27 protein-coding genes are annotated in these 25,361 nt (G+C 55.5%); 17 read left to right on the top strand and 10 right to left on the bottom strand.

Features of this window, described 5'->3' with window-relative positions:
• Nucleotides 1-2: 2 nt before the first annotated feature.
• The 4 genes from MW898_RS17935 to MW898_RS17920 all read right to left on the bottom strand — a co-directional run bounded on the left by MW898_RS17935 (nt 3) and on the right by MW898_RS17920 (nt 5,991).
• Nucleotides 3-1,562, bottom strand: a complete 1,560-nt coding sequence (locus tag MW898_RS17935) for a pyridoxal phosphate-dependent decarboxylase family protein (RefSeq protein WP_248909401.1) — start codon at nt 1,560-1,562, stop codon at nt 3-5.
• The gene (locus MW898_RS17930) at nt 1,559-2,923 is read right to left on the bottom strand and encodes a diaminobutyrate--2-oxoglutarate transaminase (RefSeq protein WP_303647281.1); all 1,365 of its coding nucleotides are present in this window, start codon (nt 2,921-2,923) and stop codon (nt 1,559-1,561) included. The genes MW898_RS17935 and MW898_RS17930 overlap by 4 nt, the downstream gene beginning before the upstream one ends.
• A gap of 188 nt (nt 2,924-3,111) precedes the next feature.
• Complete coding sequence (locus MW898_RS17925) at nt 3,112-4,794, bottom strand: rhomboid family intramembrane serine protease (RefSeq protein WP_248909397.1); 1,683 nt, start codon at nt 4,792-4,794, stop codon at nt 3,112-3,114.
• A gap of 132 nt (nt 4,795-4,926) precedes the next feature.
• Nucleotides 4,927-5,991 carry a phosphotransferase family protein gene (locus MW898_RS17920; RefSeq protein ID WP_248909395.1) on the bottom strand — a complete coding sequence of 355 codons (1,065 nt, stop codon included), beginning with the start codon at nt 5,989-5,991 and terminating at the stop codon, nt 4,927-4,929.
• Nucleotides 5,992-6,167: 176 nt separating this feature from the next.
• Between MW898_RS17920 and MW898_RS17915 the strand changes: the two genes are divergently transcribed.
• The 3 genes from MW898_RS17915 to MW898_RS17905 all read left to right on the top strand — a co-directional run bounded on the left by MW898_RS17915 (nt 6,168) and on the right by MW898_RS17905 (nt 8,780).
• Nucleotides 6,168-7,595 (top strand): FAD-binding oxidoreductase, encoded by a 1,428-nt coding sequence (locus MW898_RS17915; RefSeq protein ID WP_248909392.1) that lies wholly within the window; start codon nt 6,168-6,170, stop codon nt 7,593-7,595.
• A gap of 162 nt (nt 7,596-7,757) precedes the next feature.
• The gene (locus MW898_RS17910; RefSeq protein WP_248909391.1) at nt 7,758-8,411 is read left to right on the top strand and encodes a helix-turn-helix domain-containing protein; all 654 of its coding nucleotides are present in this window, start codon (nt 7,758-7,760) and stop codon (nt 8,409-8,411) included.
• Between the two features lie 66 nt (nt 8,412-8,477).
• Nucleotides 8,478-8,780 carry a hypothetical protein gene (locus MW898_RS17905; protein WP_248909388.1) on the top strand — a complete coding sequence of 101 codons (303 nt, stop codon included), beginning with the start codon at nt 8,478-8,480 and terminating at the stop codon, nt 8,778-8,780.
• 52 nt (nt 8,781-8,832) lie between these two features.
• Here MW898_RS17905 and MW898_RS17900 read toward each other — a convergent pair whose 3' ends face one another.
• Nucleotides 8,833-9,345: an RNA-binding protein gene (locus tag MW898_RS17900; RefSeq protein ID WP_248909386.1), complete on the bottom strand. Its 513-nt coding sequence runs from the start codon at nt 9,343-9,345 to the stop codon at nt 8,833-8,835.
• Between the two features lie 196 nt (nt 9,346-9,541).
• Between MW898_RS17900 and MW898_RS17895 the strand changes: the two genes are divergently transcribed.
• The 6 genes from MW898_RS17895 to MW898_RS17870 all read left to right on the top strand — a co-directional run bounded on the left by MW898_RS17895 (nt 9,542) and on the right by MW898_RS17870 (nt 15,934).
• Nucleotides 9,542-10,108, top strand: coding sequence for a YqaA family protein (locus MW898_RS17895; RefSeq protein WP_373689871.1), 567 nt, complete (start codon nt 9,542-9,544; stop codon nt 10,106-10,108).
• A 416-nt stretch (nt 10,109-10,524) separates the two neighbouring features.
• Nucleotides 10,525-12,606 (top strand): methionine--tRNA ligase, encoded by a 2,082-nt coding sequence (gene metG / locus MW898_RS17890; protein WP_248909383.1) that lies wholly within the window; start codon nt 10,525-10,527, stop codon nt 12,604-12,606.
• A gap of 195 nt (nt 12,607-12,801) precedes the next feature.
• The gene (locus MW898_RS17885) at nt 12,802-13,017 is read left to right on the top strand and encodes a DUF7312 domain-containing protein (protein WP_248909381.1); all 216 of its coding nucleotides are present in this window, start codon (nt 12,802-12,804) and stop codon (nt 13,015-13,017) included.
• A gap of 297 nt (nt 13,018-13,314) precedes the next feature.
• The gene (locus tag MW898_RS17880) at nt 13,315-13,887 is read left to right on the top strand and encodes an NfeD family protein (RefSeq protein ID WP_248909379.1); all 573 of its coding nucleotides are present in this window, start codon (nt 13,315-13,317) and stop codon (nt 13,885-13,887) included.
• 135 nt (nt 13,888-14,022) lie between these two features.
• The gene (locus tag MW898_RS17875; RefSeq protein WP_248909377.1) at nt 14,023-15,258 is read left to right on the top strand and encodes an SPFH domain-containing protein; all 1,236 of its coding nucleotides are present in this window, start codon (nt 14,023-14,025) and stop codon (nt 15,256-15,258) included.
• A 61-nt stretch (nt 15,259-15,319) separates the two neighbouring features.
• Nucleotides 15,320-15,934, top strand: coding sequence for a winged helix-turn-helix transcriptional regulator (locus MW898_RS17870; RefSeq protein WP_248909375.1), 615 nt, complete (start codon nt 15,320-15,322; stop codon nt 15,932-15,934).
• Between the two features lie 55 nt (nt 15,935-15,989).
• Here the strand turns inward: MW898_RS17870 and MW898_RS17865 are convergent, their stop codons facing one another.
• Both MW898_RS17865 and MW898_RS17860 read right to left on the bottom strand, forming a co-directional pair.
• Nucleotides 15,990-16,229, bottom strand: a complete 240-nt coding sequence (locus MW898_RS17865) for a DUF7123 family protein (protein WP_248909374.1) — start codon at nt 16,227-16,229, stop codon at nt 15,990-15,992.
• A gap of 305 nt (nt 16,230-16,534) precedes the next feature.
• A complete protein-coding gene (locus tag MW898_RS17860; protein ID WP_248909372.1) occupies nt 16,535-16,927 on the bottom strand; it encodes a TRAM domain-containing protein in 393 nt (130 codons plus the stop codon).
• A gap of 162 nt (nt 16,928-17,089) precedes the next feature.
• Here MW898_RS17860 and MW898_RS17855 point away from each other — a divergent pair, with 162 nt between their 5' ends.
• Nucleotides 17,090-17,803 carry a protein sorting system archaetidylserine synthase gene (locus MW898_RS17855; RefSeq protein ID WP_248909369.1) on the top strand — a complete coding sequence of 238 codons (714 nt, stop codon included), beginning with the start codon at nt 17,090-17,092 and terminating at the stop codon, nt 17,801-17,803.
• Between the two features lie 56 nt (nt 17,804-17,859).
• On the opposite strand, the gene MW898_RS17850 is transcribed toward MW898_RS17855, so the two are convergent.
• From MW898_RS17850 to MW898_RS17840, 3 genes are all read right to left on the bottom strand, one after another.
• Nucleotides 17,860-18,657, bottom strand: a complete 798-nt coding sequence (locus MW898_RS17850; RefSeq protein WP_248909368.1) for a YkgJ family cysteine cluster protein — start codon at nt 18,655-18,657, stop codon at nt 17,860-17,862.
• Nucleotides 18,647-19,483 carry an MBL fold metallo-hydrolase gene (locus tag MW898_RS17845; protein WP_248909365.1) on the bottom strand — a complete coding sequence of 279 codons (837 nt, stop codon included), beginning with the start codon at nt 19,481-19,483 and terminating at the stop codon, nt 18,647-18,649. The genes MW898_RS17850 and MW898_RS17845 overlap by 11 nt, the downstream gene beginning before the upstream one ends.
• 137 nt (nt 19,484-19,620) lie before the next feature.
• Nucleotides 19,621-19,893 carry a MarR family transcriptional regulator gene (locus tag MW898_RS17840; protein WP_248909363.1) on the bottom strand — a complete coding sequence of 91 codons (273 nt, stop codon included), beginning with the start codon at nt 19,891-19,893 and terminating at the stop codon, nt 19,621-19,623.
• 285 nt (nt 19,894-20,178) lie between these two features.
• Here MW898_RS17840 and MW898_RS17835 point away from each other — a divergent pair, with 285 nt between their 5' ends.
• The 7 genes from MW898_RS17835 to thsA all read left to right on the top strand — a co-directional run bounded on the left by MW898_RS17835 (nt 20,179) and on the right by thsA (nt 25,340).
• A complete protein-coding gene (locus tag MW898_RS17835) occupies nt 20,179-20,334 on the top strand; it encodes a hypothetical protein (RefSeq protein ID WP_248909362.1) in 156 nt (51 codons plus the stop codon).
• A gap of 119 nt (nt 20,335-20,453) precedes the next feature.
• On the top strand, nt 20,454-20,867 hold the full coding sequence (locus MW898_RS17830) for a VOC family protein (RefSeq protein WP_248909360.1): 414 nt from the start codon (nt 20,454-20,456) through the stop codon (nt 20,865-20,867).
• Nucleotides 20,868-20,987: 120 nt separating this feature from the next.
• Nucleotides 20,988-21,386 (top strand): PPOX class F420-dependent oxidoreductase, encoded by a 399-nt coding sequence (locus MW898_RS17825; RefSeq protein WP_248909357.1) that lies wholly within the window; start codon nt 20,988-20,990, stop codon nt 21,384-21,386.
• An 82-nt stretch (nt 21,387-21,468) separates the two neighbouring features.
• Entirely contained in the window at nt 21,469-22,176 is a 708-nt protein-coding gene (locus MW898_RS17820) for a class I SAM-dependent methyltransferase (protein ID WP_248909355.1), read from the top strand.
• 214 nt (nt 22,177-22,390) lie between these two features.
• Nucleotides 22,391-23,386 (top strand): glycosyltransferase family 2 protein, encoded by a 996-nt coding sequence (locus MW898_RS17815; protein WP_248909353.1) that lies wholly within the window; start codon nt 22,391-22,393, stop codon nt 23,384-23,386.
• Between the two features lie 31 nt (nt 23,387-23,417).
• Nucleotides 23,418-23,615: a hypothetical protein gene (locus tag MW898_RS17810; protein WP_248909351.1), complete on the top strand. Its 198-nt coding sequence runs from the start codon at nt 23,418-23,420 to the stop codon at nt 23,613-23,615.
• Nucleotides 23,616-23,762: 147 nt separating this feature from the next.
• Nucleotides 23,763-25,340, top strand: a complete 1,578-nt coding sequence (gene thsA, locus MW898_RS17805; protein ID WP_248909349.1) for a thermosome subunit alpha — start codon at nt 23,763-23,765, stop codon at nt 25,338-25,340.
• The last annotated feature ends 21 nt before the right edge of the window (nt 25,341-25,361 follow it).

Below are 25,361 nucleotides of genomic sequence, written 5' to 3'. Positions count from 1 at the left end.
TTTTATTCTTCAGCTGAGGCATCGTAGTTTGTTTTCTGTTCATAAAGCGGTGTGATCTCTGTCCCGTACTGTTTGATCGCTTCGAGGATTCGTTCGACATCACTGATCGTTGTCTGCGGGTTCAACAGCGTGAACTTGAGATAGGTCTCCGCATCGACCGTTGTCCGCGCGATGATAGCGTCACCCTCCGCGCGCAATCGATCACGAATCCGCTCGTTTACCTCGCTCGTTTCGCTCGTGGCCGATCCGTTCGCGTCTGTTGTTGGCAGATAGCGGAACACGACAGCATTCAGCGTTGGTTCGTGTTTCAGCTCGAAGGCAGGATCGGCAGCGATCGTGTCGGCGACGGCCGTGGCGAGTTCGAGAGTGTAATCGATCAGCTCCGCGATTCCCGCTCGACCGAGCGTCTGGAACGCGATAAACGGTTTCAGAGCGTCGAATCGCCGGGATGTCTGGACGGATTTCGAGACGAGGTTCACGACGCCATCAGTATCGTCGGATTCGGGATTGAGATACGCGGCGTTGCGATCGATGTATCGGTATCGATCACCCTCTCGGAGGAGGAATGCGCCACAGCTGAGCGGTTGATAGAACAGCTTGTGGAAGTCGATACTGATTGAATCGGAGAGAGCGATTCCGCTCAATTTCTCGTTGTGTCGCTCGCTGAACGCGAGTGCGCCGCCGTAGGCCGCATCGACGTGAAACCACATGTTGTGTTCGTGCGCGCGTTGGGCAAGGGGTGTAAGCGGATCGATGCTCCCGAAATCGGTGGTTCCAGCGGTTCCAACGAGTGCGAATGGCTGTAGATCCCGTTCGCACAGGGTCTGAACCGTCGAATCGAGCGCATCGACCGAGAGACGATGCTCGTCGTCTGTGGGAACTGTGACAACGGCATTTTCACCGAGACCGAGCTGCGCTGCACTTTGGCGCGTGGTGAAATGGGCGTCCTCTGAGCAGAGAATACGGAGTGAATCAATCTCAGGTGGAAGTCCGTCAATTCGTGCATTGTGATCGAATCGATCATCGAGATACCAGTTCCGAGCGAGGAGGAGTGCCATGAAATTCGACTGTGTTCCCCCGCTCGTGAACACGCCATCTGAGTGCTCCTCGTATCCGAACACCTCAGCCAACGCGTCGACGAGGCGCGTTTCAAGTTCGGTTGCAGACGGACTCTGATCCCACGAGTCCAACGACTGGTTCGTCGCGGTAATCATCGCCTCAGCGGCGAGTGCCGGGATCATCGGTGGGCACTGTAAGTGTGCGACGCAGGCGGGATCGGAGACGCCGACCGAATGTTGGAGCACCGTCTCGGCGACCAGTTCGATCGTCGCGGGCAATCCTCGTCCGTCCTCTGGGAGACACTCGATCGATGCAAGCTGTGCTGCCTGTTGTTCGTGTGACGCGCCCGAATAGGGCGTTGCGCGCCGTAAGTACGCGTCGAGAACGGCCTGCTGGGCCTGCCCCATCGCTGTCCGGTAGGCGATGGTCCCGGCATCAGTTCCCAAGAAGAGCCCTTCTGTGAGATCTTCTGGACTCTCACGAAACGTTTTCGTCCCGCTCATCGATTGGTCTGCTCATCAGATGATGGATCCGATCGAGCCCCAACAACGGCTTCGTGGAAAATCTCTACGATCGTGTCGATCTGGCCTTTCGAGACGATCAACGGCGGGAGGAATCGTGCTGTGCTCCCTCGCCGACCACCACGTTCGATGATGAGTCCGCGATCGACACAGCCAGACTGAATTTGCTTTGCGAGATCGGGGTTCTCTGGATAGCTTCCGTCTGGCTCTTGTTCGCCGGTCGGATCGACAATTTCGACGCCGATCATGAGCCCGCGCCCGCGAACGTCACCGACAACGTCGAGTTGCGCTGTCTGGGATAGTTTCTCTTGGAGTCGCGCACCCATCTCCGCTGCGTGCGAGGCGAGATCGTGTTCGAGAACGTATTCGATCGTCGCTTGGCCCGCCGCCATCGCCAGCTGATTCCCACGGAACGTTCCCGCGTGTGCTCCCGGCTCCCAGACATCGTATCGCTCGTGGTACAACACGACCGCCAGCGGAAGGCTGCCACCGATCGCCTTCGAGAGCGTGATGACATCAGGTGTGATGTCGGCGTGTTCGAACGCGTACTGCTCGCCTGTCCGCCCAAGTCCGGTCTGAATCTCATCGACGATGAGCGGGATGTCACGCTCTCGTGTGATCCGTCGAATCTCCTTCGTCCACGCATCTGGTGCGGGAATCATACCACCCTCTCCCTGAACGAGTTCGACGATCATCCCGGCCGGTTCAGCGATACCGCTGGTCGGATTATCGAGCAGACGCTCGACGTATCGACTGGCGGTTTCGTGAGTGCTGCCTTCACCCCCGAACGGACACCGGTACTCGTAGGGGTACGGTAGGTGATGAACACCAGACATCAAACCCGAAACGCCCTCTTTGGCCTCCACGTCACCCATTAAACTCAGTGCACCGTTCGTCATCCCGTGATAGCCGCCCTGAAACGCCAGCACATCCCGATTTCCAGTCGCGTGCTTCACTAATTTCAGCGCCGCCTCAACCGCATCCGTTCCAGCTGGACTACAGAACTGAATCTTCGCAGAGTCTGTGAACTCATCTGGGAGGCTATCGAACAGCGTATCTACGAACTGTTCTTTGATCGGTGTCGTGAGGTCGAGCGTGTGAAGCGCGCGGTCGTCTTCAAGCGCGCTCTGCATTGCATCGACGACGACCGGATGATTGTGACCAAGAGCGAGGGTACCGGCACCCGCGAGACAATCGATGTACGTGTTCCCCTCGACGTCTTTGATCTCGATTCCACGAGCCGACTGAATCGCGATCGGTATCCCACGAGGATACGTTCGTGCGTTCGATTCGCGTCGAGACTGCTGTGTCAAGAAATCCTCGTTTGTAACCATCTGTCTCATACCCCGTTGTGTCTCTGTTCGTCACGATCGTTGACGACGCGCCACGTCCGGGACATCAATCTCTGCATACAATATTTTAGGTTCGCCTAAACAACATAAAAGTATTGATTTTTAGGCATGCCTAAATCCAGTACCGCATCAGGGGGATACTCGACCAATCTCACCGAGGAATGACATCGAAGTCAGTGTTATTTTTTCGGTGGGACGTATTTCGCTATTCGGACTCGGGTTTGGTTGTTCATTGCGTACAAACGGTTTTTCATTCGGACGAGCGTGAGTCCGCCAGCAGAGACCGCTTCGTCGCGTTCGGGGATGTCTGCTTGACCAAGCACGGTTCCGTTGCGTGTGACGCGAAACGAGAACGTTTCGCCGGGGACGAATGTGACGTTCCGGCCCGCGATGGTCGGTTCGGCGCGTGCGGGTTGTGAGGTGAATACGTGGGTTCGTTCGTCGTCGTGTTCTAACTGGACGGTGTACACCGAGTGGTTCCCGACGACCTTCCACGTCGTTCGACTGGCGAGAACGGTCTCGCGCCACCCAATGCCGCCGACACGCACAGCGACCCTATGATCAAATCCGAGTCGATCTTTCGAGATCTCCTGCCACCAGATTTCCTGTTGATCGTTGACGACGATGACGCCACTTGCCTTTACATTCGTCGTCTCACCTAATGCATTGAATTCGACGTCCGAGATGTACTGATTAGGAATCCCTTCGGCGTACGCGATGGTGTAGCCCCGAACCTGAATGCTGTTTTGATCAGTGATCCCCGATGATCGATCGGAAACAGTAAATAGATTGTACGGAACAGCCACCGCAGCGATGACGACGAGCAAGACGGCCACGAGACTCAGTGCAGCGTCCTTGTACTGGATTCTAGAGCGACCGAACAACGGCTGATTCGAGCTTTGGACCGCAATCGTGAGCAACGCTGCGAGTAAGAAGACTGCTGCCGCTCCGATGGCTCGAAACAGCTTGAATTGAGATCCACCCAGCGGGATGTACATCGCCCACATCCCCTCGAATACGGCAAAGATGAGAACGCCCGACCAGAGACGGAGTCCATTCGGACGGACCGATCGACGACGAACGAGATAGATCCCACACAGCGCACCGATGAACAGTCCCAATGCGTGGCCTTGGAGCGAGATACCTGCCCACCACGGCGTGACGAACTGTGGCTGTCCGGCTTGTGTGACCGTTGGATTTTTGATCGATTGATAGACGAGCGAGAGAACGCGGCCGGAAAGCAGTACGAGCACTGTTCCGAGCGGATATCGCATCAGTGTGAAACCAGCGTACGCAAAGACCACACCCGAGAATCCGATCGTCGGCCCGAGCGAAAACACGCCAGACAAGAGACCAACAACGAGAGATCCGACGACGAACGCAAGTATTCGCACGGACGGATGAGCCAGTGTCGGCACGAATCCACGTTTTAACGACGTGGATGCATTCGATGTTCGCTTTTCAGGATAGTGAGACCACAGATACTCCGCCAGCACGCCAACGGTGAGCGTTCCAACGATGTTACCGGTGACATGTCCACGATTCGCGTGCGTGAACGGTGACATCACAATCCCTGTTGGGGAGAAATACGACCACGCTCGAAACGGAATCACGGTTGGCGCATTAGGGTAGGTAATCCCATTCTGAACGAAGAGATACACGAAAAGCACGAAACCACTAATAGAGAGTGTCCCCCACGGAATCCCCCAGCGAAAGCGCGTTCGTGCGACCCGAACGGGATCGAAGCCACCGAACCATCTGGCAATACCGAATGAGAGAACGATAGCACCGACGAGAAGGAGATCATAAACCGGGAGCCACGAAGGAAATATCGAAATCGCAAGCCTGAACAACGGCTGCATACTACTGTAGTAGCCCTGATGGGTTTTATAGTAAGGGGATAGGACCGTAGATCACTCCTATCCCTTGTTTTGCATTAATATAATTTGTATTCGATATTACTATAGTTATTATTTATTATTTGATAGTCATTGTCAGAGAGGTTCTTCGCCGTCGATGATTCGTTGTGCCCGTGCAGCAAGCTGGCCGACCCCATCGCGCATCTGCGGATACATCGGATCGTCAGAATTTCCTTCGAGATATCGTCGGAAAAACATCTCCCCGAGGGCAGCGAGCTTGTACACAGCGAGCGCGCGGTAGAATCGGTTGTTTTCGAATGTAAACCCGGTCGCCGCCTCGTAGCGTTCGATCAAGTCACATCGGGTGTTGTATCCATCGCGTTGCATGAACGTAGCTGTGAGCGTATCAGTTGCCTGCGGTGGGTCAGGGTCGTCTTCGTCCCACCAGTATGAGAGCATCCATCCGAGGTCGGTAAATGGGTCTCCAAGCGTGCTCATCTCCCAGTCGAACACCCCAACGATCGTCGGCTCGTCGCGTGCGTATATTACATTATCAAGCTTGTAGTCACCGTGGACGAGCGTCGACGGTGTATCCTCGGGAACGTTGGCTTGCAGCCATTCCATCACGTCGTAGAGCAGGGGCACCTCACGCTCGTCGGTGGTCACCTCAAACGCCCACATCAGCTGTTCAGACCATCGCTTGACCTGTCGGTGGGTGAATCCGGGCGGATGACCGAATTCGTCGAGACCAACAGCTTCAACGTCGACAGTGTGGATGGCCGCAAGCGTATCGATCAGCTCTGTCCCGATGCATCGGCGAGCATCCGGATGCTGGAATCGTTCTGGTTCCCCCGCACGGAGAACGTCGCCCCTGATTCGTTCCATCACGTAGAAGTCGCTCCCGATTACGTCGTGATTCTCGCAAGCGAGAACCGTCTCCGGAACAGGGACGCTCGTCTCCTGTAATGCATCAATCACGCGGTATTCTCGGAGCACGTCGTGGGCCGTTTCGGCGATGTCACCCGGCGGCGGTCGGCGGATGACGAGCTCACGTTCACCCCACGTCACGAACAGCGTCTCGTTAGAATGACCCTCCTGATGATGTTCGACATCGTATTCGTCTACAGCTCCGAGTTCCGATTCGAGATACACAGCGAGTCGATCCGGATCGACAATGCGCTCAAAATACTCTCCGTTCACCGATGATCACGTTCTATCATCAGAGTTCGGAGAATAAATTCGTATTCATCTCGTGAGTATTGATATTGAACGACCGATTGCAGTGGCTTCCCTATTGCCGTTCCGCTCCCTCATACCAGATTGCTCGAATTCGGTGTCCCGATACATGTATGGTCGTGGGCGTGAGGGTAGATAACATGTCCAACGATTGTACATTCCTCGACGATCTCTCGGTCGAGGTATCGTACGGTGATTCCGACAGGGAGAGCCATGCGGGTGACTGGGGAGCAGAAGCGTTCGACCTCGCAGTGACGCCCGATGCTGTCGTCTGGCCAACATCAACGGTGGAGGTGTCAGCAGTTCTCGCCAGCGCGAACGAGCACGGTGTTCCCGTGACGCCCTACGCAGCGGGAACGAGTCTCGAAGGAAACGCTGTGCCCGCTCACCGAGGAATAAGTATGAACCTGACTCGGATGGACGCGATTCTCGACGTTCGTCCCGATGATTTCCAGATCGACGTCGAACCGGGAGTGATGGGGTCGGCTATCGACAGCGCACTCGAAACGCACGACTTGTTCTTTCCACCGATGCCCGCCTCCGCCGATCTCTCAACGATTGGTGGCATGATCGCTAACGACGCAAGCGGAATGAAGACCGTCAAATACGGCGAAGTGGGCGACTGGGTGCTCGAACTGGAGGCTGTGCTCGCTGATGGATCGGTTATCACGGCGGGAAGTACTGCGAGCAAGACATCGAGTGGCTACAACCTCTGTGATCTCCTCGTCGGCAGCGAAGGGACGCTTGCGGTGATCACGCGCGCGACACTCGAAGTCGCGGGCCGTCCCGAACGAATCCACGGCGGTCGGGCCATCTTCCCGACGCTTGCTGGTGCGACCGAAGCCGTCTTCGACACTGTTCAGTCGGGCATCGACGTTGCTACCATCGAACTGATCGACAGAGAGAGTGCCGAGATGGCCAACGCGTATCTCGACACCGGACTGCCGAACGCACCGATGGTTTTTGTTGCCTTCCACGATCCAGTCGAACGAGAGATCGAGACCTGCCGATCGATCTTCGAGGCACACGAAGCCAAGCAGTGTGAAATTTCGAGCGACGAAAGTCGGATGGACGAACTCTGGACTGCCCGCAAGGAGCTCGCTTTTGCCGTGCAAGTGTACGACCCTGATCGTAGACCGCTCCATCCAGGGGATATTACCGTTCCAATCAGCAAGTATCCAGAGATCATTCGCTATGCGAAAGCACTCAGTGCGGAACACGATCTTCTCGTCCCCTGTTTCGGGCATGCGGGTGACGGTAACGTCCACTATTCGGTGCTGGTCGATCCGGATGATCCAACAATGCGAGAACGTGGTGAGTTGCTCTATCGCCGTGTCGTGAAGAAAGCTATAGACCTCGGCGGCACCGCAACCGGAGAACACGGCATCGGAATGGGAAAACGTGAGTATATGATTCACGAACACGGAGAATCAAGCATCGAGGCAATGCGACAGATCAAGCGCGCACTCGACCCTCGTGACACGCTCAACCCAGGAAAGATATTTCCCGAAACTGCCGATGGAGAGCGTGTGCAAGCCGATTCGACTGATGGTCCTGCAACACAGTGATTCAAGATGAGCGAGGTCAGACGCACACTGAACAGAACAGCGTGAACGATCCGTTCAGCAGCGGTGTTATTCGACCACCATTCGTATTCCAGACACGTTGATGTACGCCGTAACAATCACTTCACCTACAATCTCATTGCCGCTCATCACATAGGTTGTATTATGGCCACTATCGTCGAGTTTACCGTCAACGCCGGCCAGTTCCCACTAGGGACCATTTTTAAGAATGTTGAAGATGTTACAGTAGAACTCGAACGCGTCGTCCCGAAAACAGAGGGAGTCGTTCCATACTTTTGGATTGAGGATATGAATATGGCCGACATCGTGGCACAGTTTTCAGAACATCCGGGAGTGCGAAATATAACAGTTGTCGACACTTTTGGATCACGACATCTCATGAAGTGTAAGTGGGTGAGGAAATATGAAGGTATTTTGACAGGACTTGCCAAGTCGGATATCGTGTTACTCAGCGCAGTCGGAACTGAAGACGGTTGGCGGTTCGAGATCCGTGGCGACGATGCGGATAGTATCTCTACGTTCAAAGAATATTGTGAGTGTAATGATATCTCGATCGATATCACTTCAGTCAGTGCGCTGACCGAACCGGAAGCAGCCAAAAAGCTAACCGATACGCAACAAGAGGCCCTGCTCTTAGCGTATGAGCGTGGCTATTTCGAATCACCCCCTGACGTAACACTCACTGACATCGCTGACGAACTCGAAATCACACAACAGGCACTTAGTTCCCGAATTCGGCGCGGGATGCGACGGCTCATAGCGAACGCCTCGATCAGTTCAGAGAACCAGCCACAGTGAAGACTATCAAGCCTGTTGTATATACAGAAGTCACTCTCACTGTTATCGAGGTCAAACCCATTTTTGATGTCACACACCGAAACTACAAGCACCGATGCGATATTCGACGCATTGTCGAATAGTCGACGACGGCAGTTGCTGTTCGCCCTACTCGAACACAACCCCCAAGTAGTTTCACCACAGTCAGCCAACGGAGAAAAGCAGTACACGCTAAAGGACTACCACGTTCATCTCCCAAAGCTGACCGACAACGAATTCATCACATACGAGTCGAACAAAGTGGAGAAGGGACCGCGGTTCGAGGAGATACGACCAGTGTTGGAACTCCTTGAATCCCAGAGCGACGAGCTGCCTGGTGATTTAGTCTAAATAGATAGCCAGTAGTTGTACGCTCTATCAGCATCAGTGAAAATCGAGAGTTTCACAGCGTCACTTGATACAGTTCGTCTCCGACGTGGTGGAGCGAGTCGATGACCTTACCGCTGTCTCCGAGGAGGTCATCACTGCTGACCCGCGCCCGCCCGATGGCGAGGATTTTCCCGTGTGACTCTTCGCTGATAGCGACGAGATCGCCCGACTCGATACCGTCATCGACAGCAGCGATACCAGGACGCATCACGTCTGCGCCGTCCGAGACGAACGAGATGGCTCCGGTGTCGACGGTCACTACGTGCTGCTGTGGTGGATACGCGTTCGCGCCACGAACGGTGAGGAACGGTGATAATTCGGTGTGATCTTCCTCGGAGCTGACCGATTGCTCGAAGTACGCGATGAATGGATCACCGTCAACGAGAACGAGATCGGTATCACTATCGTCGAAATCGACGCGCTCGTAGCTGTCAGCATCGAGAGCGACACCGAGTGATCTTTCGATCGTCGTTTCGATGCGCCGTATCTCGTCGCCGCGAAGATGGTGACGGGATTTGACCTGCATAGTTCATCTGTGACCGCCACCCCGATAAAGCGTCCGTCATTGAGCAGCACTCCGGTTCCAAAGAGAGGATAATGGAACAGATTCGGTGGGATCTCAGCAGCCTCATCAACGAAAACCGCAGTACTGCGGCATGGTTTTGTTACTCAACAATTTCGGAACATTTAGGAGTTTTCCTTCTACAATTTCACATGTGATCGTGGATCCCTCCACACCGTTCCTCTGTGCGTTCCAAGCTGTATTTCTTCAGGGCGGCTTCTTGGGACTTGAACGGATGGTGGAGCAGGCGACCGGGCCAATCGGGTTGCTGATCATCTTCGTTTATTCGTTTCTCATTGCCATCATCCTCCCGTTGCCAAGCGAGGTCGTTCTCGCCGCGCCGCTCGATCTCGGCCTCCCAAAGTGGATGACGATGGCCCTTATCGTCGTTGTGAGCGGTGTCGGAAAATCGATCGGAAGCGTGCTTGCGCTCCGGATCGGTAATGAAGCCAAGAAGGCAGGACCAGTGATGCGTGCACTAAACCGCACTGGCATCGATGTCGTCGGAATCTCACAGCGGAAGACAGTCGCTATCGCCCAACAGTACGGGTATATCGGGCTCGCACTCGCGCTCTGTATCCCGGGGTTTCCGGACACACTCTCGATCTACGCCTTCACCGTGCTCGAAGAAGATTACGCGAAGTTCGCGGTGGCGACGTTCATCGGGAGCGTGGGACGATTGATCGTCTGGCTCGCTGGCATCGAGATCGTCTTCCTGTTCTTTTGAACGCCGTTTCAAATCACACACTCTTCACGCGCGTAGAATTGGTAGTACCGAACCACCGGCAGCGAGCAACAATAACACGCGTCCGAGGGTTTTTACTCGATCGTAACGGATAGCTTGACGTGACGGTTACAGCGCGGTCGCTTGTGGTCTGTTCTATGCGTCTGTAGCTGCTGTTGTGTCGGTGGATCTCCCCGAGATGCCGGTCATACGGTTTGTGTGGATCGTATTACGATCTCGCTCGGTGTGAGAATTCGACACGGAACGTGAACGAACGACGAGCACAGCGAAGACAACCGCTACAATCACATCGACGAACATGAACACGGACACGAACACGAACATAGACACGAACACGAACGAAGGAGTCAAAAGCGAACAATCGGCGGTTTTACACCCGCTGGGAGGCAGCATCACGTATGAGCCACGAAACCTTTCCAACTAATCGGCCAGCGGTAGTGACCTGTGGACTACCGTACGCCACGGGGGATTTGCACATTGGTCATCTGCGGGGCTACGTCGGTGCCGACGTGTTCACGCGTGCCCTGCGAACGCTCGGTCAACAGACTGCCTACGTCTGTGGAACCGATATGCACGGAACGCCGGTCGCGGTCCAAGCACTCCAGCAGGGAGTCGAGCCTGAGGAGCTGGCGCTCGGACGACACGAGCAGTACGAGGAGACGTTTCCACGCTTTAACATCGAGTTCGACAACTACGGGCACACCCACGACGAGACGAACACCGAACTAACCAAAGAGATTGTCCAGACGCTCGAAGACGAGGGCTACATCTACGAAGACGAGGTGCTCGTTGCGTGGGACCCCGAAGAAGAGCAGCCGCTCCCCGATCGCTTCGTCCGCGGCACCTGCCCCTACTGTGGTGCCGAAGCACGCGGTGACGAGTGTGATGAGGGGTGCCAGCGCCACCTCGAACCCGGCGAGATCGAGGACCCGTATAGTGCATTCACAGGAAATCCGGCGGAATACCGCGAGCGGACGCACAAATTCTTCCGACTGTCGGATCTCCAGTCGTACCTTCAGTCGTTCATCGACCGTCTTGAAGGGACCAGCAACGCCCGCAACCAGCCCCGTGAATGGATCGAAGGGGAGCTACTAGACTGGTGTATTACCCGCGATATGGAGTGGGGGATCGACTACCCGGACACAGATCCAGACGCGAACAGCGAAGAGGATCTCGTCCTGTACGTCTGGGTGGATGCACCGATCGAGTACATCGCCTCGACCAAACAGTACACAGAGCGCGTTGGAAGCGATGTCTACGACTGGAAAGATCCGTGGAAGCAAGATGGAGAGATCATCCACATCATCGGGCGAGACATTATCCAGCATCACACAGTCTTCTGGCCAGCGATGCTCCACGTCGCTGAGTACAACGAACCGCGAGCGATCGTCGCTCACGGATTCATGAGCCTCGATGGAGATGCGTTCTCGACCAGTCGCAACCGCGCTATCTGGGCCCACGAGTATCTCGACGAGGGATTCGATCCCGATCTGCTGCGATACTACCTGACGACTGTCGGTGGCATTCAGGACGACATCGATTTCGCTTGGGAACGCTTCCAACAACGAGTCAATGGCGAGCTCGTCGGCAACGTCGGCAACTTCGTCTATCGCTCGCTGCTGTTTGCGTACCGAAATTACGAGGGGACGCCAGACGTGTCTGTCTCCGATGAGGTCCGCGAACAGATCGAGGACGCGATCGAGACATTCCGGACCAGCATCAACGAGTACTCCATCCGAAACGCCACGCAGGCCGCGGTTGACGTGGCGAGCTTTGGCAACGAGTACATCCAACGAAATGAGCCGTGGAAGCTTACAGATGAGGATCCAGAACGAGCCGCTCAGGTCATTCGGGACTGCGTCCAACTGGTGAAAGCAATTGCCGTCCTCATCGAACCGACCGCCCCAGCTACGGCAGCGCGGCTCTACTCGCAACTGAACGAGGATGGATCAGTTCACAACACGACGCTCGACGACGCGCTCGAAGCGCCAGCCGCACGGTTCGACGAGCCGACCGAACTGTTCGAGAAAATCGAAGACGACAGGATCGAAGCACTGAACGAGCGTCTTGACGAACGAATCGAGCACGAAGAAATGACGGAAACACCCACCGATGACGGTTCAGAGACTGACGATGATGTCGATCTCGAACCGCTTTCTGAGGAACGAATTGGCTTCGAGGAGTTTCAGGCACTCGATCTACGGGTCGGCCGTATTCAATCCGCCGAGCCGATCGAGGGGGCAGACAAGCTCGTAAAGCTCGCTGTTGATATCGGTCTCGAAACACGTCAGGTCGTTGCTGGACTGCGACAGCTACACGACGTGGACGACCTCCCCGGAACGCGTGTCGTCCTCGTTGCGAATTTGGAGAAAGCAGAGCTGTTCGGCGTCGAAAGCAATGGAATGGTACTCGCCGCCGGCGAGGAGGCAGATCTCCTCACAACCCACGGCGACGCACCACTTGGAACGAAGATCACGTGAACAAGACCCACGAGCTGTGTCGAAGTGAGTGATCCATCAATCAGCTTCGTTCCGAGAAAACGCCATTCAAAGATCGATTGAATAGCGCACTGAGCACGCGACGATCGAACGCGCTACGGACAGTTCGGCGGGAAACAAAGTGGCATGTTGCTATCTGTTCGGTAGCGACTTATGCGTACAGTGCCTATGAAAAGCATGGACGACGAACGGGAGTGGCGGTTTGACATCGATGATGTCGGAACCGAAAACGAGGACGAAGTAGAAGCCAATGGTGGGTACAACGACGAGATCGCAAGGCTTCGATCTGCGGACCCGGAACCGGGATCACCGTCTGCCGAAAACGCGGCGTTCGTTGCGCTCGGAGCGATAGTGACGGTTACGGTCCTGTTATTGCTCCTTGGCGTGCTGTGACTGCTCTCTGTGTCACAGCGTAGAGTTGCGGGATCTGGTGACTGTCACTCTCGAAACCACGATGTTCGTCACCAGTCGCTCGAATACTGCGGTGGTGTGACGGTCTGTGAAGTTGAGACTAGATCACAGCAAGCGGGTCGTCTCTGATGCTTTTCAGATCAGCCATTGTCAGTAACCGGTCACGAAGGAGAGACAAACCCACGTCGTGAGAACAGAACACCAGCAGCGAGCAACGAAAAAATACCACGGCACCATCACCCCCGAAGGGTTAACATATCGAACGGCCAATCATCACGCATGGATACAATCGTCCTCCAAATTGCCGATTGGTTGACGCTCCCGATACCGGTCCTACTGTTGCTCGCTGGAGCAGGGCTCATGATCGCCGAAGCCCTCGCTCCAGGAGCTCACTTCATCGTCATCGGCATCGCACTACTGATTGCTGGCGCCGTCGGAATCGCACTGAGCGGTCTGGGTCTTACCCTGTTCCCGACATTGATCGGAATGGCGCTCACCGTCCTCATCGCGGGCGGACTATCTCTCTACACATATAGAGAATTTGATATTTATGGTGGAAAAGGGAGCGGTCGGACCAGTGATTCGGATGCACTTCGGGGAAAGACAGGACACGTGACGGAGGACGTCTCGCGGTCGGGAGGCGAAGTGAAACTCGAAGACGGTGGGTTCAACCCTTACTATCAGGCCCGGACGCTCGATGGTGAAATTCCAGCTGGTGAAGAGATTATGGTCCTCGATCCCGGTGGCGGGAACGTCATTACTGTCGAAGCACTCTCAGCGATCGAAGACGACATCGATCGGGAACTCGCCAAAGAATACCGAAACGAGGAACGAGAGCCAGATACAGCATAACAACAGCACCGAGCAACGTGCTATTAGTTACTGGAATCGGTAAGACAGCGGTCGAAACACATGGAGGAATGTTGCAGTTTAAAGCTACTATTCCTGATAAAAACGCTTTTAGTACCAGTATGCCAACGTCATGGTATGCTAGCCCTCCCGTTGCAAGTAGGTATCGCGTCGATAATCGGTCTCGTCGTACTGCTTATTCTTATCTTCGCGGTCTCTCAAGCCGTCGAGATCGTTCAAGCGACTGAAAAGCGTGCACTCACGGTGTTCGGCGAGTACCGGAAGCTGCTCGAACCTGGCATCAACTTCGTCCCACCGTTCGTCTCGGCAACATACCCGTTCGACATGCGGACACAAACGCTCGATGTCCCCCGTCAGGAAGCGATCACGCGGGACAATTCCCCCGTGACGGCGGATGCGGTCGTCTACATCAAGGTAATGAATGCGAGGAAGGCGTTTCTCGAAGTCGATGATTACAAGCGAGCAGTGTCGAATCTCGCCCAAACAACACTTCGGGCTGTGCTCGGTGATATGGATCTCGACGACACGCTGAACAAGCGACAGGAGATCAACGCACGCATCCGCAAGGAACTCGACGAGCCGACCGACGAGTGGGGTGTCCGCGTCGAAAGCGTTGAGGTTCGTGAAGTGAACCCGAGCCAAGACGTCCAGCAGGCCATGGAGCAACAGACATCCGCAGAGCGCCGCCGTCGCGCGATGATCCTCGAAGCGCAGGGTGAACGCCGCAGTGCTGTCGAGACGGCAGAAGGTGACAAGCAGTCGAACATCATTCGCGCGCAGGGTGAAAAGCAAGCACAGATCTTGGAAGCACAGGGTGACGCTGTGTCGACAGTGCTGCGAGCGAAGTCGGCACAATCGATGGGCGAACGGGCTGTCATCGACAAAGGCATGGAAACACTCGCAGAGATCGGCCAGAGCGACTCCACCACGTACGTGCTCCCACAGGAACTCACGTCACTCCTCGGGCGCTACGGCAAGCACCTCACTGGCAGCGATGTCCAGGCGACAGACAGCCAAGCACTCGACAGTCTCGACTTCGACGCGGAGACCCGCGAACTGATCGGTATCGATGACATCGAACAGATCATCGGCCAAATCGACAACGCAGCAGAAATGGACGTCGAAGAGATGGAACAGGAGGCACAAGCAATCAAAGAAGGGCAGGATGCCATCGATATCAAAGATCCAGATGAAGTGATCGAAGAGATGGATGCCGAAATAGAAATGGACAATGGTGGAGGACAGACAGGCACCAATACCACCGAAAATACGGAAGCCGAATCGAATAATCGGCAGACAGAACCAGAACCAGAACCAGAACCGGAATCCGAACCCGAAACGGAAACCGAGTGAGTCGATCACGCATCACGAACCGACAAAGATATTTTACACACCGCGTTCTTACGGATAAGTAATGACTGGTGAGTCGGGAGAGACAGTTGACACGGAGAAGCGGGCGACGCTTCGGCGGTTTGCGGCACTTGGAGCCGCGGGTCCGCTCTCGCGGCTTGTTGATAGCGGGTCCTCAAGCAACGCGCGCGATGCCATCGTGGGGTATCTCTCGACGACACCTGGTGCACACTTTTCGAAGGTTCGTGATGATCTATCGCTGGGGACTGGCGAGACACAACATCATCTCCGCAGACTCGTCGAATCGAAAGCAATTGAAAGCTTCCGTGACGGCGAGTACCGGCGGTACGTTCAAGCGCGCCGGTTCAGTGACTTTGAGAAAACAGCCCTCGGCTATCTTCGCCGTGAGACTGCACGGGGGATGTTTATCACGCTTCTTCGGGAGCCAGAGACGAGTGCAAGCGATCTCGCCCAGACCCTTGGTGTCTCGCGGCCAACAGTAAGCAAATACGCAAAGGAACTTGAAGAGGCTGCATTGTTATCTCGCAACAACGGCTATACGGTCGAGCGCCCTGAGACTGTACTCACCCTCCTTGTGCGCTATGCCGATTCATTCGGGCCAGACGCAATTGCACTCGCTGCTGATGCCGATTCACTGGTCCGGTACGACCCACAGTAACCCATCCTTAGAGTGACCAGTAGAACGTTCTCATTGATCGAGAGCAACTTCAAGATTAGGTCGTGACCTTCCACGTTGTTCCGGATGAGTATCCCCACTTCTCGATCGTGAGATCAAACGCTGCTTCCTGAATCGTACGCATGTTTGCGCCTACTTCCTTCGCGCTCAAATCGAGTTCCTCTCCGATGAGGCGTGATTTGAAGTACGTCTTCGTCGCTGCGTTCTCGCGGAGATATCGAAGGATTTGTTGTTGCTTCTCCGTCAGTTCCGTTGCCGATGAGGCGCTGACACTCATAAGCAAAATCATGGCCGAACGGCATATAGTGGGTTTGGTACAGTGGGGTAACACGCTTCCCTCATGCGATTTCTCCACCTCTACCGTCGTATAGAAGGAGCTATGGCCGGGGGGTTGGTACACGCGGGTAACACGAGATTACCGAAGAAATGTCGGTTGCTTTATATCGACACAAGACCGATTATCTCCCCGAGTACCGAAGAACTGGCGGTCAATTTAGTAGGATAAGATAATAAGAGATGTTTCTGAACATTCTCTCAAAGTGATTCGATCCGCGACGGAGGAGGGAAGTAAGGAGAGATTACTTACTCGATGATCTCTCCAACAGCAAAATTGGATTTCACTTCAGTGATTTCGACCTTGACGCGCTCGCCGACCTCTGAATCTGGAACGATGATGACGTAGCCGCGTTCGACACGAGCGATACCATCGCCCTGCTTTCCGAGATCTTCTATTTCGACGTACCGGATTTCTCCGCCTTCGACCGGTGGTTGTGGTTGTCCCGTGACCTGATCAGGAGTGGAAGTTGAAGGCGAAGGGGAGTCATCACTGGCCGAGATGAGTGCGACACGGTAGGTTTCACCGGGGTCGATAGATCCAGTTTCGATCTCGCGCCGCGGGATTTCGACGGTGTAGGTGTCCCCACTAGCGGACACCTCAGCACTAAACAGACACAGGAGCTTTTCTGAGATTTCCATGATAGACCTCTGAACGCGATGTCACGGGCACGGGGTAAAGAATGTATCGCCTCAGAACGACATCGATCGTTTTTCTGAGATGGAACGAACCTGGATTGATTGGGTATCACTTTCATAGGAAGCAACGGAAGGTATATTGTCGACTGTCTCGCGGGCACAAACGTGCGCCAGCATCCAGTTAGGCGGCTCGAACTTCCCGACATAGTGACGATAGCGAACGTCATGTTTGGATTTCTCGCAATCGTCGTGATATCTGTAGAGACAGGGTCGGGAGGAGAGTTAGGCTTGGCAGCGCGGCTCATTCTTCTCGGGGTGATCGCCGATGGGTTAGACGGCGTGCTGGCTCGGATAAGTACCAGTTCGGAAATCGGTGAACTGCTCGATTCGCTCGCAGATATCGTCTCATTCGGTGTCGCGCCAGGCCTGTTTGTTTACACCGTTGCGCGCACGGAGTGGGGATGGAGTTCGATACCAGATCCGACCGAACGGGTTGTGCTTACCATAGCGATCACGACGGCGTTCGTGGTAGCGGCGCTTCTTCGCACGACGATGTACATGGTGTATGAGTCAGATGAATTTCGTCCGGGAGTTCCGAACACGCTCGCGGCGACGGTTCTCACTCTGACGTATCTCGCTGGCTTCGACAGTGCGACCCTGCTGCTGGTTGAGGCCGCCGCGCTAACGTATCTAATGCTCGCTCAAATACCCTACCCCGGTTTGTGCGCACGCGATGCGCTCGGAGTGGGGACCGTACAGACCGTCGTCATCGCGTGGGGATCATCCGGCCAGTGGCTGGCGCGCGTGTTACTCGTCGTCGCACTAGCGTATCTCACACTTGGACCGATTTCGTACCGGAGCCGAGGAATTCGAAAGTAGCTGCCGGCAAGCCGTGGCATCGAAGAATTTACACCAATACGGGAATCGCAGTTCGCTCAGCGTCGTGTACCGTCTGGATGTTTCGCGCCTTCCGAATCGTGGACGACGATTTCGCCGCTAGCGGGACGGGTTGGCTCGTACGCATCACGAACGGCGATGGCTTCTTCGAGTTCCCGAACAGCGCGTTCTTTCAGCGCGGTTGCAAGCGAGCGTGCGTCTGCTCGACTGATTTCCCGACCGAGCCCCTCACACTCGTGAGCACGAACCTCCTCACTGTCACCGGACACAGTTTGGCTGCTTGAAGGACTGGATCCGTCTCTGTCGCCGAGCTTCGCTCGGCTGCTAACCGAGCGTCTGTCAACGACTTCACCCATCGGCTGGCTCGTTCCCGAAAGCGCGACGCTAAAGGGATACGTCTGGCAGATGAGCGGCCGGTTCTCGTGTGCCGTACACTCGCCTGTCCCGTCAGTTTCCGTATAGAACGCACAGTCACCACAAGAATCCGTCTGGAGTGCCCACTCGAACGTTTCACCTTCCAGACCGTCTGGTCCTTCGCTGAGGCCGTACGGAATCGGACGGGCAACATCGCGCCACTCGTCCTCCGAGTCCTGTAGTGTGCGTACCTCATCTGGAAAGACGGTCGCGGTGTGTTCTTGGTCTCGTTCATCCCCGTGACTGGTACAACACGCACCGCAACGGGTACACTCAAAACCGATGGATTCGATGGCGTCCGCGAGGCGTTCGATATCGAGTGCGAGCGCGCGTTCGTGCTCGCGTTCGAGGTCAGATTCCGGTTCGGACGAAGCGCCGGACGTGGGGTCGGAGCCAACGCCATCGAACTCTTCACCGTCCATATCGAGTCTTCTCCTCGATCGAGAAAAGATCATCTTCTCGAGGACGGTCGAACGATGCGTGCGTTCCGTCCCACTTCACCTTCTGTTCGACGGCGAGCTTTTTGATATGCGCATTCACTGTTGCCTCAGCGAGCGAGCGAACAGAGGAGATATCTTTCTCATAGGCTGCATCGGTGATTTCCGAAACGGTCGAGGCTCCCAATTCGACGGCTGTGAGAACGTGCTGTTCGCGGTCGAGTCGACGGTCGATGAGTTCACGAATCGTTGTTCTCGGAGTAGTGATAACTGGACCGTGGCCGGGGTCGAGTACGTCTGGTGCACGGGCGTGGACGCGACGGAGCGAGCCGAGATACGCGCGCATATCGCCCTCCGGTGCACCGACGGCAACACTCCCGGTCGCCACCGCGAGGTCACCAACGAGGAGTCGTGTTTGTTCCCCATCATTCCCTACGAATCCGACGTGTTCGGGCGTGTGACCAGGTATTTCGAGCACGTGGATTCGCTCGCTTCCAATTTCGATAGCAGTTCCGCCGCGAAATGTTCTGTCTGGAGCGATACCGGTTGCTGATTTGAATGATCGCTCACGCCCATGCTTTGCCCACACCGTGGCACCAGTCTCGATAGCGTACTCGTGGACAGCACCGATGTGATCCGGATGATGATGCGTGACGGCAATATGATCGACGCTGTGTGCGGCGATAGCAGCATCGAGCGCATCGTTTCGTGCCGCTGGGTCGATAAGAAGAGCGCTATCGCTACCAAGGAGATAGGTGTTTGTCGTCCCGCTTGGTGTGTTAGTTTGAACGGAGACTCGGGACACGTTCATGCTAGTCACTCAGACGGCGAATCTAAAAAACAGCTACAGTATCGTGAGTCCCATGAATCTCTCGAAGCCGGGCCACTCAGAGAGAACACGAGTTCGTCACGAATCGTCACGTAGCATATCCACACGCGTTCGAAGAACTACTTAATGAGGAAGTATACCTGTTTTCGCGCGTCGTGGAAGCTGTAACGGGAATTGACGAGATCAGCTTCTTCGAGTCGATTTAGTGCGTATCGAACGGTACGGTCGGGAAGCAGTGATTCTTGAGCGAGCTGTCCTTGTGAGAGAGGCGACTCATCGTCGAGTACCTTGGCCACTAGCTTCGCACTTGGGGGGAGTTCGCGCAATCTGTCACGAAAATCCGGGTTGGTGAGGAACGTTTCCACGGGCTGGTTTTCCGCATTCGTACTCATATACCGGCTCTGGGGGGAAGGAGATTGTAAATCTTCGCTATAACCCCCACAAAACAATACGAATACTCCAATGTAGGGTTGTTATCCTTATACATAGATATCAGACAGGTATTGCCGCAACCGATGCAAATACAGACGTAATCGTTTGACGATGGCAAACATCCTCAACGACATAGTATCCGACTACCAAGAGAGGAGAGAACAGACACCTTCACCATCATTCAATATATACTCGTCGGCTGGATCCACAGCTCTCAGTTGTTACACTCGGTGTCTCGGACATCGATGAATCAAATTTCCTTCCGAGATGATCTCGGCTTCCCACTACGCGACCGAGAGGACGACAGCGATATCGCTTTTTTCCCTTGGATGGAACGTGGCTTGCTATCTCTCCACGAGAGCTACTCGTGCAAGCCAAAGCAGCCGGTGGTCGCATCGTAAAATCAGCACAGGACGTTTGGGCGGATACTCCAGAACGTTTAAGATTCTGATGGCCACCTGTGGGAAGTAGCGTATCCGTTACCCTCCGAGGAGTGGACGCAATCTACGACGCAGTGTAAATGAACCACGATCGTTCCAATTTCGAACACACCGGACAACTTCACCATGTCGAGCTGTGCGCCTCTGACCTCGCGGCGTCAGTTGATTTTTGGGCGTGGTTGCTAACCGAACTCGGCTACGAACAAAACAACGAGTGGGATGGTGGTCGTTCGTGGAGTAATGGCCCAACGTACATCGTCATCAAACAGGCCGACGTCTCCGATGATCCTTTCGACCGGCAGGCTCCGGGCCTCAACCACCTCGCTTTCCACGCAGATTCTCGTGCACAGGTTGACGAACTGACCGCGGAAATCCGCGAACGAGCGGATTCTGTTGTTCTCTACGAGGACCAGCATCCGTATGCAGGCGGCTACTACGCACTCTACTGCGAAGATCCAGCGGGGATCAAAGTCGAGGTCGTCAGTCCAGAATAACGCGATGTTCGTCCGAATCAGGGTAAGCGTCCAGCGTCAAAGCGTCGCCACAGATCCGGACCGAAATGAGTAGAAGAAACGACGCCATTCATTTTTCTCAGTCGGGCGCGTGTAGTGGGTATGGCAATTCCAGACGAGTACCACGATCTATTCGAAAAGAAAACGTTTGCGCACCTCTCGACGGTGATGCCAGACGGAACGCCACAGGTAACACCGGTGTGGGTGGACTACGACGCTGACGCTGGACACGTGCTGATCAACACCGAACGGGGGCGACAGAAAGAACGGAACGTTCAGCGAACCCCAAGCGTTGGCGTGAGCATGATCGATCCCGAGGACCCTTACCGATTCGTCTCGGTTCGTGGCGAAGTAGTCGACATTACCGAAGCAGGAGCCATAGCGCACATCAACGAACTCACTCAGCGATACATGGGGCGCGATGAATATCCGGGATTGGATGAGGAAGAGGGCGCGCGGGTTGTACTACGGATTGCACCCAACAACGTCGCCACCACGTAGTTTTCATCACAGTTGGACTAGTCAACTCGTTGCACTCAAATCCAGTACCGTTTTATTTCCCGAATGGATTGTTGTGGGTAGCGTGAAAGGGCAGGAGTGGTACCAAGCGGACGATGTTGCCGAGGACTACGACACAAAGCGGTTCTCGCGGGGTGGGCGACTCATCGACCAACGGGAAAAACAGGCTGTTCTCAACGCTCTTTCGCCCGTTGAAGGCCGCCGAATTCTCGAAATTGCCTGCGGGACGGGTCGATTCACCTCGATGCTCGCAAAACGGGGCGCAGATGTCACCGGTATCGATATCTCTGCTGCCATGCTACAGCAAGGCCGAGAGAAGGCACAACAGAATGGCGTGCCAGACCACATCGAGTTCATTCGGGGCGATGCGGCCCGGTTGCCGTTTCCAGACAATTACTTTGATTCGGTGTTCGCCATGCGCTTTTTCCACCTCGCAGACACACCAGCATCGTTCCTGAGTGAGATGAGTCGAGTCTCACGGGAACAGGTCTTCTTCGATACGTTCAACCGCTACAGCACACGGACGGTCTACAACTGGCTGCTTCCGATGGGATCACGACTGTACTCCGAGAACGAGGTCAATCGCCTTCTCAGCGGCGCAAGTCTCACACTCGTCGATGAATCACACGATTTTATTCTTCCATACGGTTTCTACCGACAGATCCCCGACGAGATTGCATCCACATTCCGGGAAGCAGATACGACAGTCGGTAGCACGACCATAGGCGACCGTCTCGCTTCGGTGTCGTACTGGAATACGCGCGTAGTGTGAATCACTCTCTACAGAGTACCCCTGTCACTATCCTCTCACGGCATGATCGGTGTGGCGATACATCGATCGTTATATTAGCATCTTTACAATAGATATATACAGCCGAAAATAATCGAAAAGTCAGTGACTATGGGGGACCTATCAGAAGTATAGAAGTTCGGTCGGGAGCAGAGTAACGGCGTCTTTTTATCGTTCGAGGGTCCGTAGCAAAGGTATGCAACTCTCGGTGGTCGTGCCGACGCTCAACGGCCGCGAGCACCTGGTGAGGTGTCTCGATGCGCTATCGACCAATGTACCATCGGCAGAAATCATCGTTGTCAACGGCCCGAGCGTGGACGGGACGACAGGAGTAATCCGTCAGCGAGACGACGTAGACGTGCTTGTAGAGGTCGGAGAACGAAATATTAACGTCGCGAGGAACGCCGGTCTCGACCGCGCGAGTGGCGACATTCTCGCGTTCGTCGAGTACTGGCTTGCCGTCGAGGAAGGCTGGGCAGACGCAATTCAGAGAGCGTTTGAATGCGTTGCACCAGCCCACCGCGCTAGCGGGCATGGACCGGAATCACCAGCAGTCGTTACTGGACCGATCCATCGACCGCTCCGCGGTGGTATGAGCACGGAAACTGTCGAACGTCGCTCTATTGCAGGCCAGCACGTGACATACTTTCGTGGCGGAAACGTCGCTTTTCATCGAGATGCGCTCAAAGCTGTCGACGGCTTCGATGAGTATCTAGCGACCGGCGGAGCGCGGGATGTCGCCCACCGGCTTGCCCGCCTCGGACACGAGGTGGCGTGGGAACCTGAGATGAGTGTTCGACGACAAACACAATCTCACGACGGACCTGTTCCCGAAGTCGACGAATACGGCGCACAGCCGGGAATCCGTGCTGATGGTGGGAAAGATGCGAGAGACTGGCGCTGGCGATACCGATCACTCACCTATCGATTAGTGAAGAACTACGGCACTCGTTCGCTCTGGCGGGTTGCTCGACACATCGTTACCGACATTGGCTCGGGCATACCGACCATCGCACGAGGCGAAACACGACCGTCAGAATGGCTTACAAACGGGCGAGATATTGCTGGAGGCGTGGGTGTCGGATTGAAAGATAGCCTCATCGCTCGGCTCCGCGACCGAACACCCCGCCGCAATCACCGTGGTCTCTCAGCACGCACAGACCGTGCTGTCACTGTCTACGATCGACGATAGGACTCTTATGCCACCGCGACGATGTGAACATATGGATCGACGAGACAACTGCGGAACGATTACGGGTGCGAGTATCGGCGCGAGCGTCGGTGCGATCGGTGGACCCGTCGGCGCGAGTGTTGGAGCAAGTATCGGTGCGAAAATCGGAATTCTCGTCGACGAAACGATCGAAGAACACACACAACGGAGTTGGGAGAACGCGACCGAGATCCCAGTCACCGAATCCTAACGACCGGACCCCTTTGAACAATAGTCAATTCGGACGACACAACGACGTTAGTGTCCATGATAGCAATCGACATGGCGCTCCGTCGTCCGATTCCTAATCCCAACACAGCAACTTTTATATAGAAGCGCAATCCATGTCTCCATGATTATGTCACAATCCGCCCAGCGCCGAGGTCAACCGATGTTCATTCTCGCAGAGGATAGTGAACGTACGCGTGGCCAGGACGCTCAATCGTCTAACATCGCCGCCGGGAAGGCGGTGAGCAACGCCGTTCGATCGACACTGGGTCCGCGTGGGATGGACAAAATGCTCGTTTCCGATTCGGGCGACGTCGTTATCACGAACGACGGTGCGACCATCCTTGAGGAGATGGACATCGATCACCCGGCAGCACAGATGATCGTCGAAGTCGCCAGCACTCAGGAAGAAGAGGTTGGCGACGGAACGACGACGGCAGCAGTGCTTTCTGGTGAGCTTCTTTCTCGCGCCGAAGATCTCCTTGACGACGATGTACACCCGACTGCGATCGTCGAGGGCTACCACGAAGCCGCGAGCATCGCACAGGAAACGATTGCCGAGCAGGAGCTTGAGGACGAGATCGACGCCGATCTCCTCGAACGAGTCGCTGTCACGAGCATGACCGGTAAGGGAACCGGAGACATCGGCGCAGTTCCACTCTCGGAAACTGTCGTCCAGGCTATTCTGATGGTCGATGGTGAGGACGGAGTCGAGCGTGAGAACGTTCGAGTACGCACGCAGACTGGAGCATCCTCCTCCGCAACGGAACTCGTCGAGGGTGTCATTTCCGAAGAGGAGCCACTCCACGAGAATATGCCCCGACGCGTTGAAGACGCGACGATCGCAGTGCTCGATGTCGATCTTGAAGTGCGCGAGAGCAGCATCGATGCCGAGTACAACGTTACGAGCGTCGACCAGCTCAACGCCGCACTCGACGCAGAGGAAGGTGAACTTCGAGAGTACGCTGACACGCTCACCGATGCGGGTATCGATGTCGCATTCGTGACCGGCGATGTTGACGACCGTGTGGCCTCGTTCCTCGCAAACGAGGGTGTGCTCGCATTCGACGGTGTCGACGACGACGAAGCATCGGCGATCTCCCGTGCGACGGGCGCTCGCCTCGTCGGTACGGTCGACGATCTTGAAGAAGATGACTTTGGCTCCGCCGAACTCGTCCGCGTCGAGAAGTTCGGTGAGGACGAACTCGCGTTTGTCGAGGGTGGTGCCCAAGCAGAAGCCGTCACTGTGTTCGCCCGAGGTGGCACCGATCACGTCACCGACGAACTCGAACGCGCGCTGGCTGACGGACTCGATGTCGTTACTGCCGCACTCGAAGAAGGCAGTGTCGTGCCCGGCGCAGGAGCGACCGAAATCGCAATTGCGGACGGAATCCGCACGGAAGCCGCGTCCATCACGGGTCGCAAACAGCTCGCTGTTGAGGCATTCGCTGACGCACTCGACGTTCTCCCGCGCACACTCGCAACGAACGCCGGGATGGATGCAATCGACGCGCTTGTCGACCTCCGTTCGACCTTCGAGGGAGAGGGTCGAGCAGGCGTCATCGCCGAGGGACAGACCGGCCACGTCGCTGATCCAATCGAAGCCGGCATCCTCGACCCTGCTGCGGTCAAACGCGAAGCCATCGAGAGCGCAACGGAAGCGGCAACGATGATCGTCCGCATCGACGACGTTATCTCCGCCAACTAAGCGGCGCGTACGCTCTACGGC

The organism is Halocatena marina, assembly GCF_023276375.1.
Lineage (GTDB): Archaea > Halobacteriota > Halobacteria > Halobacteriales > Haloarculaceae > Halocatena > Halocatena marina.
Note: the sequence above shows the minus strand (reverse complement) of the source record. Positions and strands in the feature narration are given on the sequence as shown.

Coding starts and splice junctions, on each gene's coding strand:
- MW898_RS17935 (WP_248909401.1), bottom strand. CDS start 1,562: ATGAGCGGGACGAAAACGTTTCGTGAGAGTCCAGAAGATCTCACAGAA.
- MW898_RS17930 (WP_303647281.1), bottom strand. CDS start 2,923: ATGAGACAGATGGTTACAAACGAGGATTTCTTGACACAGCAGTCTCGA.
- MW898_RS17925 (WP_248909397.1), bottom strand. CDS start 4,794: ATGCAGCCGTTGTTCAGGCTTGCGATTTCGATATTTCCTTCGTGGCTC.
- MW898_RS17915 (WP_248909392.1), top strand. CDS start 6,168: ATGTCCAACGATTGTACATTCCTCGACGATCTCTCGGTCGAGGTATCG.
- MW898_RS17910 (WP_248909391.1), top strand. CDS start 7,758: ATGGCCACTATCGTCGAGTTTACCGTCAACGCCGGCCAGTTCCCACTA.
- MW898_RS17905 (WP_248909388.1), top strand. CDS start 8,478: ATGTCACACACCGAAACTACAAGCACCGATGCGATATTCGACGCATTG.
- MW898_RS17900 (WP_248909386.1), bottom strand. CDS start 9,345: ATGCAGGTCAAATCCCGTCACCATCTTCGCGGCGACGAGATACGGCGC.
- metG (WP_248909383.1), top strand. CDS start 10,525: ATGAGCCACGAAACCTTTCCAACTAATCGGCCAGCGGTAGTGACCTGT.
- MW898_RS17885 (WP_248909381.1), top strand. CDS start 12,802: ATGGACGACGAACGGGAGTGGCGGTTTGACATCGATGATGTCGGAACC.
- MW898_RS17880 (WP_248909379.1), top strand. CDS start 13,315: ATGGATACAATCGTCCTCCAAATTGCCGATTGGTTGACGCTCCCGATA.
- MW898_RS17875 (WP_248909377.1), top strand. CDS start 14,023: ATGCTAGCCCTCCCGTTGCAAGTAGGTATCGCGTCGATAATCGGTCTC.
- MW898_RS17870 (WP_248909375.1), top strand. CDS start 15,320: ATGACTGGTGAGTCGGGAGAGACAGTTGACACGGAGAAGCGGGCGACG.
- MW898_RS17865 (WP_248909374.1), bottom strand. CDS start 16,229: ATGAGTGTCAGCGCCTCATCGGCAACGGAACTGACGGAGAAGCAACAA.
- MW898_RS17860 (WP_248909372.1), bottom strand. CDS start 16,927: ATGGAAATCTCAGAAAAGCTCCTGTGTCTGTTTAGTGCTGAGGTGTCC.
- MW898_RS17850 (WP_248909368.1), bottom strand. CDS start 18,657: ATGGACGGTGAAGAGTTCGATGGCGTTGGCTCCGACCCCACGTCCGGC.
- MW898_RS17845 (WP_248909365.1), bottom strand. CDS start 19,483: ATGAACGTGTCCCGAGTCTCCGTTCAAACTAACACACCAAGCGGGACG.
- MW898_RS17840 (WP_248909363.1), bottom strand. CDS start 19,893: ATGAGTACGAATGCGGAAAACCAGCCCGTGGAAACGTTCCTCACCAAC.
- MW898_RS17835 (WP_248909362.1), top strand. CDS start 20,179: ATGAATCAAATTTCCTTCCGAGATGATCTCGGCTTCCCACTACGCGAC.
- MW898_RS17830 (WP_248909360.1), top strand. CDS start 20,454: ATGAACCACGATCGTTCCAATTTCGAACACACCGGACAACTTCACCAT.
- MW898_RS17825 (WP_248909357.1), top strand. CDS start 20,988: ATGGCAATTCCAGACGAGTACCACGATCTATTCGAAAAGAAAACGTTT.
- MW898_RS17815 (WP_248909353.1), top strand. CDS start 22,391: ATGCAACTCTCGGTGGTCGTGCCGACGCTCAACGGCCGCGAGCACCTG.
- MW898_RS17810 (WP_248909351.1), top strand. CDS start 23,418: ATGGATCGACGAGACAACTGCGGAACGATTACGGGTGCGAGTATCGGC.
- thsA (WP_248909349.1), top strand. CDS start 23,763: ATGTCACAATCCGCCCAGCGCCGAGGTCAACCGATGTTCATTCTCGCA.